12 protein-coding genes are annotated in these 17,004 nt (G+C 69.8%); 5 read left to right on the top strand and 7 right to left on the bottom strand.

The window, feature by feature from the left end:
- Positions 1 to 92: 92 nt before the first annotated feature.
- The gene (gene speE / locus AC1DGW_RS12945; RefSeq protein ID WP_478023596.1) at positions 93 to 950 is read right to left on the bottom strand and encodes a polyamine aminopropyltransferase; all 858 of its coding nucleotides are present in this window, start codon (positions 948 to 950) and stop codon (positions 93 to 95) included.
- A 232-nt stretch (positions 951 to 1,182) separates the two neighbouring features.
- Here speE and speA point away from each other — a divergent pair, with 232 nt between their 5' ends.
- Both speA and AC1DGW_RS12935 read left to right on the top strand, forming a co-directional pair.
- Positions 1,183 to 3,072, top strand: a complete 1,890-nt coding sequence (gene speA / locus AC1DGW_RS12940; RefSeq protein WP_478023594.1) for an arginine decarboxylase — start codon at positions 1,183 to 1,185, stop codon at positions 3,070 to 3,072.
- A gap of 380 nt (positions 3,073 to 3,452) precedes the next feature.
- Entirely contained in the window at positions 3,453 to 4,616 is a 1,164-nt protein-coding gene (locus AC1DGW_RS12935) for a diguanylate cyclase domain-containing protein (RefSeq protein ID WP_478023592.1), read from the top strand.
- Positions 4,617 to 4,645: 29 nt separating this feature from the next.
- Here the strand turns inward: AC1DGW_RS12935 and AC1DGW_RS12930 are convergent, their stop codons facing one another.
- From AC1DGW_RS12930 to radC, 4 genes are all read right to left on the bottom strand, one after another.
- Positions 4,646 to 5,398, bottom strand: a complete 753-nt coding sequence (locus AC1DGW_RS12930) for an SDR family NAD(P)-dependent oxidoreductase (RefSeq protein ID WP_478023590.1) — start codon at positions 5,396 to 5,398, stop codon at positions 4,646 to 4,648.
- Positions 5,399 to 5,850: 452 nt separating this feature from the next.
- On the bottom strand, positions 5,851 to 6,711 hold the full coding sequence (locus tag AC1DGW_RS12925) for an SPOR domain-containing protein (protein ID WP_478023587.1): 861 nt from the start codon (positions 6,709 to 6,711) through the stop codon (positions 5,851 to 5,853).
- Positions 6,712 to 6,730: 19 nt separating this feature from the next.
- Positions 6,731 to 8,419 carry an arginine--tRNA ligase gene (gene argS / locus AC1DGW_RS12920; protein WP_478023585.1) on the bottom strand — a complete coding sequence of 563 codons (1,689 nt, stop codon included), beginning with the start codon at positions 8,417 to 8,419 and terminating at the stop codon, positions 6,731 to 6,733.
- Between the two features lie 250 nt (positions 8,420 to 8,669).
- The gene (radC, locus tag AC1DGW_RS12915; protein ID WP_478023583.1) at positions 8,670 to 9,344 is read right to left on the bottom strand and encodes a RadC family protein; all 675 of its coding nucleotides are present in this window, start codon (positions 9,342 to 9,344) and stop codon (positions 8,670 to 8,672) included.
- A 94-nt stretch (positions 9,345 to 9,438) separates the two neighbouring features.
- Here radC and coaBC point away from each other — a divergent pair, with 94 nt between their 5' ends.
- The 3 genes from coaBC to AC1DGW_RS12900 are packed head-to-tail and all read left to right on the top strand — an operon-like array spanning position 9,439 to position 13,526.
- On the top strand, positions 9,439 to 10,692 hold the full coding sequence (coaBC, locus tag AC1DGW_RS12910; protein ID WP_478023581.1) for a bifunctional phosphopantothenoylcysteine decarboxylase/phosphopantothenate--cysteine ligase CoaBC: 1,254 nt from the start codon (positions 9,439 to 9,441) through the stop codon (positions 10,690 to 10,692).
- Positions 10,689 to 11,162, top strand: a complete 474-nt coding sequence (gene dut, locus AC1DGW_RS12905; protein ID WP_478023579.1) for a dUTP diphosphatase — start codon at positions 10,689 to 10,691, stop codon at positions 11,160 to 11,162. Before coaBC ends, dut begins: the two co-directional genes overlap by 4 nt.
- A 15-nt stretch (positions 11,163 to 11,177) precedes the next feature.
- The gene (locus tag AC1DGW_RS12900; protein ID WP_478023576.1) at positions 11,178 to 13,526 is read left to right on the top strand and encodes a phosphomannomutase/phosphoglucomutase; all 2,349 of its coding nucleotides are present in this window, start codon (positions 11,178 to 11,180) and stop codon (positions 13,524 to 13,526) included.
- A gap of 96 nt (positions 13,527 to 13,622) precedes the next feature.
- Here AC1DGW_RS12900 and AC1DGW_RS12895 read toward each other — a convergent pair whose 3' ends face one another.
- Both AC1DGW_RS12895 and AC1DGW_RS12890 read right to left on the bottom strand, forming a co-directional pair.
- The gene (locus AC1DGW_RS12895; RefSeq protein ID WP_478023574.1) at positions 13,623 to 14,330 is read right to left on the bottom strand and encodes a response regulator transcription factor; all 708 of its coding nucleotides are present in this window, start codon (positions 14,328 to 14,330) and stop codon (positions 13,623 to 13,625) included.
- Positions 14,323 to 16,983, bottom strand: a complete 2,661-nt coding sequence (locus tag AC1DGW_RS12890; protein ID WP_478023571.1) for an ATP-binding protein — start codon at positions 16,981 to 16,983, stop codon at positions 14,323 to 14,325. The genes AC1DGW_RS12895 and AC1DGW_RS12890 overlap by 8 nt, the downstream gene beginning before the upstream one ends.
- Positions 16,984 to 17,004 lie beyond the last annotated feature (21 nt).

Raw genomic sequence — 17,004 nt, 5'->3', positions numbered from 1 at the left:
GACGGGGGAGCAGGGAACAAGCAAGAGCAATGAAAACCCCGCGCCGGTGGCCGGCGCGGGGTTGGGGTACGGCACTGCGATGTGGCGTGGGCTTACTCGCCCAGCGCCTTGGCCACGAACGGCGGGCTGACCAGCACGCCGGTGTGCAGCGGGGCGGTGTAGTACAGCGTGTCGAACGGCTTGGCGGCCGAGTCGGCCTCACGGAAGCCGAAGCCGAAACCGGCCTGCTTGCTGGCCACGGTCACCGACCACCAGCCGGTCGGGTAGCACGGCTGCGGGAACGGCAGGGTCTTGAACGACTGGAAGCCGGCCTTGCCCATTTCCGCGCGCATGTCCTTGATCAGGTCCAGCAGGGCCAGCGGCGATTCGCTCTGCTGCACCAGCAGGCCGTCGTCCTTCAGGGCGCGGAAGCAGCTTTCGAAGAACGCCTTGTTGAACAGGCCTTCGGCCGGGCCGACCGGGTCGGTGGAGTCCACGATCACCACGTCCACGCTGCCCGGGGCGCAGTTGGCCATGTAGGCAACGCCGTCGTCGAACAGCAGCTCGGCGCGTGCGTCACCGTTGGATTCGCACAGCTCCGGGAAGTACTTCTCGGCCATGCGGGTGACCTGCTCGTCGATGTCGCACTGGGTGGCGCTCTCCACGCCCGGGTGCTTGAGCACCTCGCGCAGGGTGCCGCAGTCGCCGCCGCCGATGATCACCACGCGCTTGGGCGCCGGGTGGGTGAACAGCACCGGGTGGCTGATCATCTCGTGGTAGAAGAAATTGTCCTTGGTGGTCAGCATCATCGCGCCGTCGATGACCATCAGCTTGCCCCAGTCGGTGCTGTCGTAGATCTCGATCTTCTGGAACGGCGACTGCACTTCGTCCAGCTTGGCGGTGATGCGGAAACCGATGGCCGAGCCAGTCGGCTGGAAGTGTTCGATGAACCAGTTCTCGTTGGTGGTCATGGTGATCCTGAATGCTGGGGGCTGGTCCTTCTCCCGACCGGAGAAGTGCCTGGAAGGAAAGGATGCGGCCGGGCGAAGCCTGCCACGGGCAGGTTTCACCTGGACTGACGTCCAGGCCGATCGCTCTCCCCGGGAGAGGGGAGGTGGCGCGGGCGCGGATTGTAACGGACCGCCGCCCCGCAGGCGTTAGAATGCGCGCCATTCTTACCCACAGCCGAGAGTTGCTACGCCGATGAGCGATTGGTCCCTCGACCAGGCCCGCAAGACCTATTCGATCCCGCACTGGTCCGATGGTTATTTCGACGTCGATGCCGCCGGGCATGTCGTGGTGCGCCCCACCGGCGCGCAGGGCCCGGCCGTGTCGCTGCCGGAAATCGTCGACTCGGCCCGCGCTGCCGGCGCCAAGCTGCCGCTGCTGGTGCGCTTCCCGGACATTCTCGGCCAGCGCCTGGGCAAGCTGCAGGCGGCATTCGCCCAGGCCCAGCGCGACTGGGACTACACCGGTGGCTACACCGCCGTGTACCCGATCAAGGTCAACCAGCACCAGGGCGTGGCCGGCACGCTGGCGTCGCACCATGGCGAGGGCTTCGGCCTGGAGGCCGGCTCCAAGCCCGAACTGATGGCGGTGCTGGCGCTGTCGCGCCCGGGTGGCCTGATCGTCTGCAACGGCTACAAGGACCGCGAATACATCCGCCTGGCGCTGATCGGCCGCAAGCTCGGCCTGCAGACCTATATCGTCATCGAGAAGCCGTCCGAGCTGAAGCTGGTGCTGGAGGAATGCAAGGCGCTGGACGTGAAGCCGGGCATCGGCGTGCGCATGCGCCTGGCCTCGCTGGGCGCCGGCAAGTGGCAGAACAGCGGCGGCGACAAGGCCAAGTTCGGGCTGTCGCCGCGGCAGCTGCTGGACCTGTGGAAGTCGCTGCGCGACACCGAGTACGCCGATTGCCTGAACCTGCTGCACTTCCACATGGGCAGCCAGATCAGCAACGTGCGCGACATCGCCAACGGCATGCGCGAGGCCACCCGCTACTTCGTCGAGCTGTCGCGGCTGGGCGCGAAGATCAGCCACGTGGACGTCGGCGGCGGCCTGGGCATCGACTACGAAGGCACGCGTTCGCGCAGCTACTGCTCGATCAACTACGGGCTCGGTTCCTACGCCAGCAACATCGTGCAGCCGCTGGCCGAGGCCTGCGAGGCCAATGGCCTGCCGCAGCCGCGCATCGTCACCGAATGCGGCCGCGCGATGACCGCGCACCACGCGGTGCTGATCGCCAACGTGTCGGAAGTGGAGCAGGCCGCCGAAGGCCGCGTGCCGGAAGCGCACGACGATGAACCGGCCGCCATCCGCCACCTGCGCGAGATCCACGACGAACTGGACCAGCGCCCGGCGGTGGAACTGTTCCAGGAAGCCCAGCATTTCCATGCCGAAGGCCTGAGCGCCTACGCGCTGGGCCAGATCGACCTGCCGCAGCGCGCGCGCATCGACGACCTGTTCTACGCCATCGCCAACGGCGTGCGCGCGCGCCTGAGCTACGACGAAAAGAGCCATCGCCCGGCGCTGGACGAACTGAACGACCGCCTGGTCGACAAGTATTTCGTCAACTTCAGCGTGTTCGAATCGATCCCCGATGCCTGGGCGATCGACCAGGTGTTCCCGATCGTGCCGATCGAGCGCCTGGACGAGCGCCCGCAGCGTCGCGGCGTGATCGCCGACATGACCTGCGACTCGGACGGCATGGTCAAGACCTATGTCGAGAACGAGAGCCTGGACAGCTCGCTGCCGCTGCACGCCGTGCGCCATGGCGAGAGCTACCGCATCGGCTTCTTCCTGGTCGGCGCCTACCAGGAAATCCTCGGCGACATCCACAACCTGTTCGGTGACACCGACGCGGTGGAGGTCACGGTCGATGACGCCGGTTACCGCATCGCCCAGCAGCGCCGTGGCGACACCACCGACGTGATGCTCGACTACGTCGGCTACCGGCTGGACGACCTGCGCGCGGCCTACCGCCAGCGCGTGGCCGCCGCCAATCTGCCGGCCGTGCGCGCGGCCGAGCTGGATGCGGCACTGGAAGCCGGCCTGACCGGCTATACCTACCTGTCGGACGAGCCGCTGGGCTGAGCCCCGGGCAGGTGATCCAGGCGAAGGCGGCGGCAGATGCTGCCTCCCTCTCCTCCATCGCCGATAGCGATCGAGGAGAGGGAGGCAGGCCACGCCGCGCCCCCGGTCACTGCACGCATCCGCATCGTGCCGGGCGACAGCTGCGCCCCTGTCTCTGCCCCGCGGGTGGGACCTGGGTGGTGCTGGCGGAAGGCCTTGGCGCGCCCATGTGCGTGGTCGAACCGGAACAGCGTGACCGTGGTCGCGGAAGACTTGTAATGACCGTCACATCGGGTCGATAGTGGCGCCGGGGAACGAAGGAAGCGGCACTCCATACCGGGACGAAGTCAGCCCGGTGCGGGCCGCGCCTGCGTGTGGAAAGGCACAACAGGGGGTGCCGCATGCCGTACGAGATCGTCCATACGATCGGCTCGACCGTGTATTTCATCTTTTTCCTGCTGTTCCTGTGGGTGCGGCGCACGCCGCGGATCAATCCCGGCGCCGGTTGGTGGGCCCTGGCGATGTTGTTCGCGCTCGCCTCCCGGCTGGTGTTCGTCTTCCCGCTGGACGAGTACCACGGACGCACGGCCCTCGTATCGGTCTACACCGCGTTGAACGTGGTCGAGAAGTCCTGCTTGGTGGTCGGCCTGGTGCGGTTCTTCGAGGTGCCGGTGCGGTTGCGCGACCTGCTGGTCGCCACTTTCGCGATCGAGGTCTGGATACTCGCGGCCTGGGCCTGGGCGTTCCCGCCGCTGCTGCGCGGCGCCGGGGTGGCGCTGTTCAACGCCGGGCTGCTGGCCGTTGCGGCCTGGATCGCATGGACCCGGCGCGACCAGCTCGACCGCCGCCTGCTGTCGGTCACCGCCGCGGCCAGCGCCCTGCTCGCCCTGCACTGGGCCACGGCGTTCGCCATCATCGAGCGCGTGCCGGCCTGGTTCGTCTACGGCTTCCTGTTCGGCGCGCTGCTGGTGCTGGTGCAGTATTTCTCGCTGCTTGCCGCGGTGCTGCGCAGTTTCCAGAAGCGCCTGCTGGAGGCCGAATCGAAGGCGCTGGACATGGCCTTCCAGGATCCGCTGACCGGGCTGAGCAACCAGCGCTACATGCGCACGCTGTTCGAGAGCGCGCTGGTCCTGGCCCATCGTCCGCACCAGTTGGCGGCGGTCATCTATATCGACGTGGACAACTTCAAGCCGGTCAACGACCGCGCCGGGCACCGGGTCGGCGACGAAGTACTCAAGACGCTGGCCGCGCGGCTGCGCCAGTCCACGCGCAGCACCGATATCTGCGCCCGCATCGGCGGCGACGAATTCGTCGCCATCTGCACCCAGCTGGAAGATGCGGACCATGCCCACGGCATCGCACAGAAGCTGCTGCGCGAGTTCACCGCGCCGCTGCGGGTGGAGGGGCGCGAGTATGTGCTGGGCGCGAGCATCGGCGTCAGCCTGTACCCGTTGCATGGCGATACGCTGGGTGAGCTGCTGGAGTGCGCGGACCGGGCCATGTACCAGATCAAGGGTGGTGGCAAGAACGGCTACCGCATCCATGCCACCGAAGCGCCGGCCTGAGCGCCGCTGGCGCGCAGGCGGCGGGGACGTCAGCTTTCGCGCGCGACCTGGAAGCCGGCGAACGACTGGCTGACCGGCATCAGTTCCAGGCGGTTGACGTTCAGGTGCGGCGGCAGGGTGGCGACCCAGAAGATCTGTTCGGCGATGTCCTGCGCGGTCATCGGGTTGGCGCCCTTGTAGAGCTGGTCCGAGGCGGCCTGGTTGCCATGGGTGCGCACCAGGGTGAACTCGGTCTCGGCCATGCCCGGTTCGATCGCGGTCACGCGCACGCCGGTACCGTGCAGGTCGGCGCGCAGGCCCAGCGAGAACTGGCTGACGAAGGCCTTGGTGCCGCCATAGGCATTGCCGCCCGGATACGGATGGATCGCAGCGGTGGAGCTGATGTTGATGATCGCGCCACGGCGCTCGATCAGCTGCGGCAGCAGGCGATGGGTGAGGGTGACCAAGGCGGTGATGTTGGTGTCGATCATCGTGCGCCAGTCTTCCAGGCGGGCGTGCTGGGCGGCGGCGGTGCCCTGCGCCAGCCCGGCGTTGTTGACCAGCAGGTCAATGCCGCGGAACGCCGCAGGCAGCGCCGCCAGCGCCGCTTCCATCGCCGCGGCGTCGCGGATGTCGAAGACTGCCGCGTGCACCGTGTCCGCACCGAACTCGTCCACCAGCGGCTGCAGGCGCGCGGCGCGGCGGCCGGTGGCGATCACTTTCCAGCCGGCACCGGCAAAGCGGCGCGCCGCAGCGGCGCCGAAACCGGACGTGGCGCCGGTGATCAGGACAGTCTTGGACATGACGGATTTCCAGGGAAAGGGGGCCGTCGATTTTCGCACCTTCGCGGGATCGTGGCTCTCGCATGCTCGTGTCCGACCTGTCTTGCCCGATCCGCGCATGGCATCGGAGAGAGCGGCGAGCGGCCGCTTCGGGGAAGCAGGGTTCACCCGCGGATGCTTGAACCAACGGACCGGAAAGCCAAAGCCATTGTGGCTGAAGTCGCTCCCACGCAGCGCGATCCCTTGCATCTACCAATCGGAGAAACAGCCCCCTTGAGTCAAGGGGCGTGCCGACTGGCGCGGGGATGTGGAGGTAAAGGGCGTTGGGCCCAATGTCTGCGCAGCAGACGTTGGGGCAACACCGCCGTGGCGGTGTTGCCGAGGCGCGCCGACAGGCGCGGGGTTGTGGAGATAGCGGGCACGGGGCCCAAGGTTTGCTCCGCAAACCTTGGGTTAACACCGCCAAAGCGGTGTTACTGCGCCTTTATGGCCATGGCCTGCAGCCCGCTGCCGTTGAGCTTGGCCTTGGCCTCGGCCAGTTCGCTGGCGGTGCCGTAGGGCCCCATGCGCACGCGGTAGACCGTATTGCCATTGATCTGCGCCGATTCGACACGCGCAGCCAGGCCCATCATCGCCAGCTTGGCCTTGGTCGCCTCGGCATCGCCGGAAGCACCGAAGGCGCCAGCCTGGAGGATGTAGCGGACGTTGTCGCTGGTCGCGCCGGTCGCTGGTGCCGCCGGTTCCGGGCGCTTCGCCGTGCTGTCCGCTGCCGCCGTGGCGGCAGGCGCCGTAGCGGGGGCAGTGGTGCGGGCAGTCGCGTTCTCGCTGGCCACCGCCTGGCGCGGCGCCTCGCTGATGGGTGCGGGCAGCGGTGCGGTCGCCGGCGGTACCGGGCGTCCTTCCAGGGCCGCCTGCGCGCGCTGGGCTTCGCTGGTCTGTGCCGTACGCGCGGCCTGGGCGCGGCGCTGTTCCTCGGCACGGGCGCTGGCGGCCAGTTCGGCGTCGGACATCTGCACTTCCTTGCCCGGCAGCAGGGTGTAGAAGTCGTACTGGGTCGCGGCCGGCTTATCTGCCGGCTGCGCTCCCGTGCGCGCGGCCGGACGCGGCAGGTCCGCGCCGGCGTCGATGTCGGCATCGGCGACCGGTGCCGGCTGCGCGTCCGGGTTGGGCTGCGGGCCTACCCGCAGGAAGCCGTCGCCATCCTTCTTGAACAGATTCGGGGCGGCCAGGAACACCACGGCCGCGATCGCCGCGCCGGCGACCAGCCATACCCAGCCGGGCGTCCCGTTGCCGCTGTTGCGCCGGGCCTGGCTCTTGCCGCGTCGTGCTGCCATTTCTGCTGCTTCTCCTTGCTTACATCTTTTCCGGTGCGCTTACGCCCAGCAGGCCCAGGCCGTTGGCGAGCGTCTGCCGCGCCGCGCCGGCGAGGGCGAGCCGGGTGTTGCGCGTGGCGGCATCGTCCACCAGCACCGGCGTCCCGTGATACCACGTGTGGAAGGCGTGCGCCAATTCACGCAGGTACTGCGCGACCAGGTGCGGTTCCAGCGCCACACCGGCGGCTTCGACCACTTCCGGGTAACGCGAGATCTCGTTCATCAGCTCCAGCGAGGCGTCGTCGTCCAGCTGCGCCAGCGCGGCCAGGCCCTGCGCCTGGTCATGGTCCAGGCCCTTTTCCTGTGCCTGGCGCAGCAGCGAGCAGACACGGGCATGCGCGTACTGCACGTAGAATACCGGGTTGTCGTTGCTCTGCTGGCGGGCCAGGTCGATGTCGAATGTCAGCTGCGAATCGGGCTTGCGCGCGATCAGGAACCAGCGCACGGCGTCGCTGCCGACTTCGTCGATCAGGTCGCGCAGGGTCAGGTAGCTGCCGGCGCGCTTGGACAGCTTCACTTCCTCGCCGCCGCGCATCACCGTCACCATCTGGTGCAGCACGTATTCCGGCCAGCCCTGCGGGATGCCCACGCCGAGCGCCTGCAGGCCGGCGCGCACGCGCGCCAGCGAGCCGTGGTGATCGGCGCCCAGCTCGGTGATGGCGCGTTCGTAGCCGCGCTGCCACTTGCTCAGGTGATAGGCAACGTCCGGCAGGAAGTAGGTGTAGGTGCCGTCGGACTTGCGCATCACGCGGTCCTTGTCATCACCGAAGTCGGTCGAACGCAGCCAAAGCGCACCGCCTTCCTCGTAGGTATGGCCCGACGCGACCAGCTGATCCACCGCCTCGGTGACCTTGCCGTCCTTGTACAGCGAGCTTTCCAGGAAGTAGATGTCGAAATCCACGCCGAACGCGGCCAGATCCAGATTCTGCTCGTTGCGCAGGTAGGCCACGGCGAAACGGCGGATGGCCTCGAAGTCTCCGGCATCGCCGGCACCGACAACCTGGCTGCCTTCCAGTTCGACGGTCTGGCCGAGCAGGTAGGCTTTGGCGACGTCGGCGATGTACTCGCCGTTGTAGGCCTCGGTGGGCCACTGCTCGTCACCCGGCTTGAAGCCGCGTGCGCGTGCCTGCACCGAACGGGCCAGGTTCTCGATCTGCACGCCGGCGTCGTTGTAGTAGAACTCGCGCTTGGCGTTCCAGCCGTTGGCTTCCAGCACGCGGGCGATGCAGTCGCCGATGGCGCCGGCGCGGCCGTGGCCGACATGCAGTGGGCCGGTCGGGTTGGCCGAAACATATTCGACGCCGACGCTGCGGCCGTTGCCGCCAAGGTTGCGGCCATAGTCGGCGCCTTCGCGCAGCACGCTGGCCACTTCCCGCTGGAAGGCCACCGGCGCCAGCTTGAAGTTGATGAAGCCCGGGCCGGCGATCTCGACGCTGGTGACGTCGTCGCTGGGCGGCAGCGCCGCGACCAGCGCCTGCGCCACGGCACGCGGGTTGCTGCGCGCGGCCTTGGCCAGCAGCATTGCGGCGTTGGTGGCGAAGTCGCCATGCTCGCGGGTCTTGGGTCGTTCGACCACGAAATCCGGTGGCAGGGTGTCGGCAGGCAGGGTGCCGTTGGCGCGCAAGGCTTCGATGCCTTGGCCGATCAGGGCGCGGAGTAGGGATTTCACGTGACTGTCTGCTTGGAGCGCGGAACTGCGCATTTTACCCGACCGACGGGGGAGCTGCTTCCGGGGCCGGCCCGGCGGTCAGCGAAGTCAACGCGGGGTGCAGGGCCGGGCGGCAGGCCGCACCCATGGGGGTGGACGCGCGCGGCGGCTGGCCTGCGCGCGCCGCCCGTGATGCAGGTCGCCATCGATCCGGCCCGCGGTGCTCCACTGCAGGGGGGCGGACCGGAGTACGCGGGGGCAAGCACCCGGGCTACATCCAGCCACGGGCAGCCAGGGACACCGGCAGACCGTCGCCGATGACGAAATGGTCCAGCAACCGTACCTGCACCAGGGAAAGGGCGTCGCGCAGGCGCAGGGTGACGGCGCGGTCGGCCGTGGAGGGCTCGGTGCTGCCTGAAGGGTGGTTGTGGCCCACGATGACCGCCGCGGCGTTGTGGGCTAGGGCCCTGCGCACGAGTTCGCGAGGGTAAACCTCGGCGCTGTCGATGGTGCCGCGGAACAGCTCCTCGAAGGCCAGCGCCCGGTGCCGGGTGTCCAGGAACAGGGCCGCGAAGACCTCGTGGGGCTGGGGCCGCAGCCGCTGGACGAAATAGCGGCCGGCCGAGTCCGGGTCGGTCAGGGTGGTACCCCGTTCCAGGTCGGAAGCCAGATGGCGCTGGCCCAGCTCCAGCGCCGCGACCAGCCGGCAGGCGCGGGCCGGGCCCAGCCCCGGCACCCGCATCAGTTCGCGCGCGCTGCGGTCCATCAGCTGCCGCAGCGGGCCGTGCGTCTGCAGCATCTCGCGCGCGGTCCGTATCGCATCCTGGCCGGGCAGGCCCGAGCCCAGGAAGATCGCCAGCAGCTCCGCGTCGGAAAGGATGCGGGCGCCATGTGCCAGCAGCTTTTCGCGGGGGCGTTCGGAGTTGGGCCAGTGGCGGATGTGCATGGCTGCAGGGTGAGCGCGGACCGTGCGCAAGGTAATAAGTCGTCACGGACCCTTCGGGTAAGCTAAAGATTCTTGTGCAGGTAGGATTTCCCAAGTGACCGGCTTTCCCCACAGTGTCCATGCGCCGTCCCGGCCGCTGGACGGACAGAAGCTGCTGCTGTGCGTCGGCGGCGGCATCGCGGCTTACAAATCGCTGGAGCTGGTACGCCGTCTGCGCGACGCCGGCGCCAGCGTACAGGTGGCGATGACCGATGGTGCCCAGCAGTTCGTCACGCCGCTGAGCTTCCAGGCCCTGTCCGGCCAGCCGGTCCGCACCACGCTGTGGGACAGCGCCGCCGAACAGGCGATGGGCCATATCGAACTGGCCCGTTGGGCCGACCGCATCGTCATCGCGCCCGCCACGGCCGACCTGCTGGCGCGGCTGGCCCAGGGCCACGCCGACGACCTGGTCAGCACGCTGTGCCTGGCCACGACCGCGCCGTTGACCGTGTGCCCGGCGATGAACCACCGCATGTGGCTGCACCCGGCCACGCAGGCCAACATCGCGCTGCTGCGCGAGCGTGGCGTGCAGGTGGTCGGGCCGGAGGACGGCCCGCTGGCCGAGGGCGAATCCGGCCCCGGCCGGCTGAGCGAACCGGAGGCGATCGTCGCCGCGCTGGCCGGCAATGCCGGACCCGCGGCGCCGGCCGTGCCGGACCGGCTGCAGGGCATGCGCGTACTGATCAGCGCCGGCCCCACGTATGAAGACCTGGACCCGGTGCGCTACGTCGGCAACCGCTCCAGCGGCAAGATGGGGTACTCGCTGGCGGCAGCCGCGGCGCGCCGTGGCGCGCAGGTGATGCTGGTCAGTGGGCCGGTGCAGTTGCCGACGCCGCCCGGCGTGCAACGGGTGGACGTGCGCTCGGCCGCGCAGATGCGCGAGGCGGTGCTGGCCGCGCTGCCGGCCGACATCTACATCGGCGCGGCGGCGGTGGCCGACTACACGCCGCGGCAGGTGGCGCAGCAGAAGTTGAAGAAGACCGCCGGCAGCCAGACGCTGACGCTGGAGCTGGTGCGCACCCCGGACATCCTGGCCGAGGTGGCCGCGCAGGAGCAGATGCTGAAGCTGGTGGTCGGTTTCGCCGCCGAGACCCACGACGTGGAGAAGTACGCGCGCGGCAAGCTCGCCGACAAGCACCTGGACCTGATCATCGCCAACCAGGTCGGCATCGCCGGCGGCGGTTTCGAGAGCGACCAGAACGCGGCCACCGCTTACTGGAACGACGGCCAGCGCGCCTTCCCCGGCACCGCCAAGACGCAGCTGGCCGAACAACTGCTGGACCTGATCGCGGAGAGACTGGACGCATGAAGACGGACATCGCCCTGCAGCCGCTGCAGGTGAAACTGCTGGACCCGCGCTTCGGCGATGCCTGGCCGCTGCCGGCCTATGCCACCGAAGCCAGCGCCGGCATGGACCTGCGCGCGGCGATCGAGGCGCCGATGACGCTGGAGCCCGGCGATGCGGCGCTGCTGCCCAGCGGCATCGCCATCCATATCGCCGATCCGGGCCTGTGCGCCGTGGTGCTGCCGCGCTCCGGGCTGGGCCATCGCCACGGCATCGTGCTGGGCAACGGCACCGGCCTGATCGATGCCGATTACCAGGGGCCGTTGCTGATCAGCGTGTGGAACCGCGGCCGAGAGCCGTTCACCATCGAACCGGGCGACCGCATCGCCCAGCTGGTTGTCCTGCCCATCGCCCGCGTGACCTTGCAGGTGGTGGATACTTTCATCGACAGTGCGCGTGGAACGGGTGGATTCGGCCACACCGGAGTGCGCTGACAGGGGAAACGCACGATGAGCCAAGGGAACGAAAACCGGCGCCCGCGCGCGGCGCTCGGCCGTTCGACACCGTTGCTGGCGGCGCTGCTGGTGCTGCTGGCCGGCTGGTTCGGCTGGGGCGCCTTCGAGCAGTGGCAGCAGGCCGGTACCAGCGCCAGGCTGGAGCAGGCGCGCGACCAGGCGGTGGAGGAACTGCACAAGACCATCGTCGCGCAGGCCGCGCAGTTCGCCCGCCAGCTCGAGCTGGAGCCGGTCAAGGCCGCCCTCGCCAATGGCAACGCCGCCGCAGCGGCGGCGGCGATGCGCGAGAAATGGAGCGGTGTGGACGATGCGCAGGTGCTCGATGGCGCGCTGTCCGACGCCTATGCCGACCCGGCGACGTTTGGCTATTCGCGGCTGGCCCTGCTGGAACTGGCGATGAGCGAAGGCAGGCCGGTCGCGCGCGTGGTGCGCGACGGCAATGGGCCGCGTCTGGGCCTGGCCGCGCCGGTGCGCCTGCAGGAGCGGTCGGCGGTCGCCTATGTCCGCCAGCCGCTGACGCGCCTGGGCGCGGTGTTCGATGCGCTGGATTCGCCGGATTCCGCCTTCCTCGGCCTGCGCCAGGGCAGCTTCACCGTATTGCGGCGCGGCGATGCCGCGCTGGGCAACGGCGCCGACGCGCTGGCGCGGCCGGTGGCCGACACCGGCCTGCGCGTGGTGGCGGAAATGCCCGACACGACGGAAGGCCCACTGGGCCTGGGCACGGTGGCCAGCGCGACGGTCGCGGCGCTGATGCTGGCGACCGCGGTGCTGTTGCTGGTCGGCCGCAAGCGTCTGCGCCTGCCGGCGCGGCGGCGAAGCGGCGAAGCGGTGGCCGCCGACGATGGCGTCACCCTGAGCGAGGCGCTGGCGCAGGAACCGCTGCCGGTGGCGGCGGTGCGCGAGCGGGAGGCTGACGAGGAGCCTGCGGCGCCCGGAGCGGACATCAGCGCCGTGATCCCCGGCATTTTCCGCGCCTACGACATCCGCGGCGTGGTGGGCAGCGAGCTGACGCCGGCCGTGGCCGCGCTGATCGGCCAGGCCATCGGCAGCCAGATGCAGGCGCAGGGCCTGCGCGACGTGGTGGTGGGCCGCGACGGCCGCCTGTCCGGTCCCGAACTGGTCGCGGGGCTGGTCGAAGGCCTGCGCCGCGCCGGCTGCGAGGTCATCGATATCGGCATGGCGCCGACGCCGGTGGTGTATTTCGCCGCCTACCACCTGCGTGCCGGCAGTTGCGTGGCGGTGACCGGCAGCCACAACCCGCCGGACTACAACGGCTTCAAGATCGTCATCGGCGGCGAGACGCTGTCCGGCGAGGCGATCACCGACCTGTACCGGCGCATCGCCGAAGGCCGCCTGCAGCGCGCCGACGCGCCGGGTGGGCTGCAGCAGCGCGAGGTCATTGCCGACTACGTACAGCGCATCGCCGACGACGTGCAGCTGGACCGGCCGCTCAAGGTGGTGGCCGACGCGGGCAACGGCATCGCCGGCGCGGTCGCGCCGCAGCTGCTGGAAGCCATCGGCGCGGAGGTGATCCCGCTGTACTGCGAGGTGGACGGGCAGTTTCCCAACCATCACCCGGACCCGAGCGAGCCGCACAACCTCGAGGACCTGGTGCAGATGGTCCGGCGTTTCGACGCCGACCTCGGCATCGCCTTCGATGGCGACGGCGACCGCCTGGGCGTGGTGACGAAGGAAGGCAGGATCGTGTTCGCCGACCGCCTGCTGATGCTGTTCGCCGCCGACGTGCTGGCGCGCAACCCCGGCGCGATGGTCATCTACGACGTCAAGTGCACGGGCAGGCTGTCGGACTACATCCTGCGCAACGGCGGCAGCCCGATGATGTGGAAGACCGGGCACTCGCTGATCAAGGCGCGCATGCGCGAGACCGACGCCGAACTGGCCGGCGAGATGAGCGGCCACTTCTTCTTCAAGGAACGCTGGTACGGCTTCGACGACGGCCTGTACGCGGCCGCGCGCCTGCTGGAGATCCTGGCGCAGCGCGAGGAAGACCCGTCTGACGTGTTCGACGAACTGCCCGACGCCATCTCCACGCCGGAGCTGAAGGTCGCAGTGGCCGAGGGCACCCAGCACGCGCAGGTGGCACTGATTGTGGCCGCGGCGCAGGCCGAGGATTCGCCGTTCGCCGGCGCCCGCATCTCCACCATCGACGGCCTGCGCGCCGACTTCAGCGACGGCTGGGGCCTGGTGCGCGCGTCCAACACCACGCCGGTGCTGGTGCTGCGCTTCGAGGCGGACGACGAGGCCGCGCTGGAGCGGATCAAGGGCCTGTTCCGCGAACAGCTGCGGCAGGTATTGCCGGCGGAAACCGAACCGGGCTTCTGAACGGCGGCGATGGCGCAACCGGAGGCCGTCCGTGCGATGCACGGGTGGCCTTCCGCTTGATGGGAGGCCGCATTCCGGAGCAGGCGTCGCCCGGCCCTATGCCGCGTGGAAACGCAGGCCGACGCCGGGTTCGGTGAACAGGTAGCGCGATTCCAGCGCCGAGTCGCCCAGCTTGTGCCGCAGCCGGCCGACCAGGATGCGCAGGTAATGCGTGTCGTGGCGATGGCTCGGACCCCAGACTTCCTGAAGGATCTGCGGCTGGGTGACCACGCGTCCGGCATTGCGCAGCAGCAGCGCCAGCAGCGCGTACTCCTTGCGGGTCAACGCCACCGCCGCGCCGTCCACGCGCACCTCGCGGCGGGCCAGGTCGATGCGCAGGTGGCCGTCGTCGAACAGCGGCACCAGGCCTTCGCCGTCGGCGCTGCGGCCACGCAGCAGCGCCCGTACCCGCGCCATCAGTTCCTGCGTGCCGAACGGCTTGGTCACGTAGTCGTTGGCGCCGTTGTCCAGCGCCCGCACCTTTTCCGCCTCGCCGGCGCGCACGCTGAGCATGATCACCGGCACCTGGCTCCACTGGCGCAGCTCGGCCAGCACTTCGTGGCCCTCCATGTCGGGCAGGCCGATGTCCAGGATCACCAGGTCCGCGCCTTCGTCGGCCAGCCTGCGCAGTCCCTCGCCACCGCTGGCGGCCTGCACGGAGGCGTAGCCCTGCGCGCGCAGCGAGATGTCGAGGAAGCGGCGGATCTGCACCTCGTCGTCGATCACCAGCACGCGCGCCGGCGGAATGGCGGGGACGTCAGCCATCGTCGCGTGGGCTCTCCTGGTGCGGCTGGAGGAGGGGCAGGGTCATGCGCACCAGCGTACCGCGGCCGTCGCGTCCGGGCAGTGCTTCGACGTGGCCGCCGTGCGCGCCGATCATTCCCTGGCAGATGGTCAGGCCCAGGCCGGTGCCCTGGCGGCCGCGGTCGCCGCGCTCCACGCTGTAGAACATGTCGAAGATGCGCGCACGCTCGGCATCGGGAATGCCGGGGCCCTCGTCGATCACCTCGATGCACAGTTCGCCATCGCGCAGGCGCGCGCGCACTTCCACCGCCACGCCCGGTGGGGAGAACCTGGCCGCGTTCTCCATCACGTTGAACACCGCCTGCTCGACCAGCGCCGGATGCACCCAGATCGGCGCCAGGTCGTGCGGGATGTCCAGCTTCAGCAGCGTGTCCGGCTGGTAGCGCTGCAGGCGCCGCGCCGCCGAACCGACCAGTTCGTCCACGCCGATCCAGTCGCGGCTGAGCTTGAGGCCGTCGTGGCCGAGCCGGGTCATGTCCAGCAGGTTCTGGATGTAGCGGTCCAGGCGTTCGCCTTCGACCACGATGGTGTCGAGCAGGGCGCGGCGGTCGCTGGCATCCATCGCATCGGCATAGCTGGAAAGGCTGTCGGCCGAGCCGATCATCGCCGCCAGCGGCGAGCGCAGGTCGTGCGATACCGACGACAGCAGGGCCGAGCGCAGTCGCTCGGTCTCGTTATGCAGGTGCGCGGTTTCCAGGTCGGCGACCAGCCGCGTGCGCAGCGCCGCCTGGGCGATGTCATCGGCCATGGCCTCGGCCAGCTGGCGCTGCTCCGGCGCCAGCCGCGGGTACTGGCGGTCCAGGCGCAGGCCAGCCACGCCGATGCCATGCCCTTCGCCGTCCAGCAGCGGCAGGAACCACCAGTCGGCGCCGGCCAGCGTGTCGGTGAAACGGCCCGCCGTCTGCCCGTGGCGCAGCGCCCAGTCGGCTGCGGCCAGGTCGGTAGCCCCCGGTGCCGCGCTGCCGCTGGTGCTGGTGTCGTGCGCCACCCGTACCCAGGCCGGCGCGTCCAGCGCCTGTTCCAGCGCGACGCGGCCGGCGTGCGCCACCTGCGCGTTGTCGGTCGCGCCGACCAGTTGCCGTCCCAGCGCCTGGCGCATGTTGGCGTGGCGGTTGGCCGCGCGCAGCGCCACCACCTGCATGCGCAGCCGCGACGCCAGCCGCCCGGCCACCAGTGCCGCGGCCAGGAACAGGAACACGGTGATCACGCCCTGGCGCGCGCCGATGGCGAAGGTGAAGCGCGGCGCGATGAAGAAGAAGTTGTAGGCCAGGAAGCACAGCGTGGCCGCCAGCACCGCCGCGCTCATGCGGGTGCGCGCGGCCACCAGCACCACGGCGACGATGAACACCATCGCCAGGTCGCTCAGGCCGATCCAGCGCTCGCCCAGCCACGCCGCCACGCAGGCCACGGCGGTGGCCAGCACCGCCAGCGCGGCATCCCTGCCCAGGTTTTCCGGGTCGAGCGACAGTCCGGCCCGGCGCGCGCTGGCGCGTGCCTGCGGTGTACTGATGATGGTGATCTCGTAGTGCGCGCCGCGCTGGATCAACTGCTGGGTCAGGGTCTGGTTGAACAGCCGCGCCAGCGGGCGTTCGCGGGTGCGGCCCAGCACCAGGGAGGACACGGCATTGTGCGAGGCGTAGTCCAGCAGCACGTCGGCGATGCCGGGCCCGTGCAGCAGTTCGGCGTCGCCGCCCAGGCGGCGCGCCAGCGCGAACGCGGCGTCGATTTCGCGGCGGGTGGCCTCGTCGTGGCGGCGGTGCTGCACCGTCACCACCGTCCACGGCGCATCGCGGCGCTCGGCGATGCGCCGCGCCACGCGCACCAGGTACTCGCTCTGGCCGCCACCGTCGATGGCGACCAGCACGCGCCGCCGCAACGGCAGGTTGCCCTCGCCGCGCGCCGCGCGGGTCTCGCGCAGGCTGCTGTCGACGCGGTCGGCGGCTTCCTGCATGGCCAGTTCGCGCAGCGCGGTGAGGTTGGCCGGCGAGAAGAACGCCTGCAACGCCTGCGCGGCCTGCTCGGGTACATAGACCTTGCCCTGGCGCAGGCGCTCGATCAGCTCGCGCGGCGGCAGGTCGACCAGCACGATGTCGTGCAGGCGGTCGAACACCGCGTCCGGCACGGTCTCGCCGACACGCACACCGGTGATGCGCATCACCACGTCGTTGAGGCTTTCCAGGTGCTGGATATTGATGGTCGTCCAGACATCGATGCCGGCGTCGAGCAGTTCCATGACGTCCTGCCAGCGTCGCTCATGGCGGCTGCCGGGCGCGTTGCGGTGGGCCAGTTCGTCGACCAGCACCAGCGCAGGGTGCCGCGCCAGCACCGCGTCCAGGTCCATTTCCTGCAGGCGGTGGCCGCGGTAGTCGACCTCGCGCAGCGCGACCGCCGGCAGCCCGCTCAACAGCGCGGCGGTGTCGCCGCGGCCATGCGTTTCCACCACGGCCGCGACCACATCCACGCCGCGGCGCAGCTGCTCCTGCGCGCGGGTGAGCATGGCGTAGGTCTTGCCCACGCCGGGCGCGGCGCCGAGGAAAACCGTCAGTTTGCCGCCGGCTTCGCGTTGCAGGCTTTCGGCCAGCGCATCGGCCTGGCGGCTGCGGGGGTCGTTCATGGCCGCGATTGTGCGCCGCGG

This window comes from Stenotrophomonas sp. 05N423 (genome assembly GCF_056397145.1).
This window is presented reverse-complemented; position numbering and strand designations above follow the sequence as displayed.

Excerpts from the sequence above, each read along its gene's own strand:
- speE (WP_478023596.1), bottom strand. The coding sequence starts at position 950 with ATGACCACCAACGAGAACTGGTTCATCGAACACTTCCAGCCGACTGGC.
- speA (WP_478023594.1), top strand. The coding sequence starts at position 1,183 with ATGAGCGATTGGTCCCTCGACCAGGCCCGCAAGACCTATTCGATCCCG.
- AC1DGW_RS12935 (WP_478023592.1), top strand. The coding sequence starts at position 3,453 with ATGCCGTACGAGATCGTCCATACGATCGGCTCGACCGTGTATTTCATC.
- AC1DGW_RS12930 (WP_478023590.1), bottom strand. The coding sequence starts at position 5,398 with ATGTCCAAGACTGTCCTGATCACCGGCGCCACGTCCGGTTTCGGCGCC.
- AC1DGW_RS12925 (WP_478023587.1), bottom strand. The coding sequence starts at position 6,711 with ATGGCAGCACGACGCGGCAAGAGCCAGGCCCGGCGCAACAGCGGCAAC.
- radC (WP_478023583.1), bottom strand. The coding sequence starts at position 9,344 with ATGCACATCCGCCACTGGCCCAACTCCGAACGCCCCCGCGAAAAGCTG.
- dut (WP_478023579.1), top strand. The coding sequence starts at position 10,689 with ATGAAGACGGACATCGCCCTGCAGCCGCTGCAGGTGAAACTGCTGGAC.
- AC1DGW_RS12900 (WP_478023576.1), top strand. The coding sequence starts at position 11,178 with ATGAGCCAAGGGAACGAAAACCGGCGCCCGCGCGCGGCGCTCGGCCGT.
- AC1DGW_RS12895 (WP_478023574.1), bottom strand. The coding sequence starts at position 14,330 with ATGGCTGACGTCCCCGCCATTCCGCCGGCGCGCGTGCTGGTGATCGAC.
- AC1DGW_RS12890 (WP_478023571.1), bottom strand. The coding sequence starts at position 16,983 with ATGAACGACCCCCGCAGCCGCCAGGCCGATGCGCTGGCCGAAAGCCTG.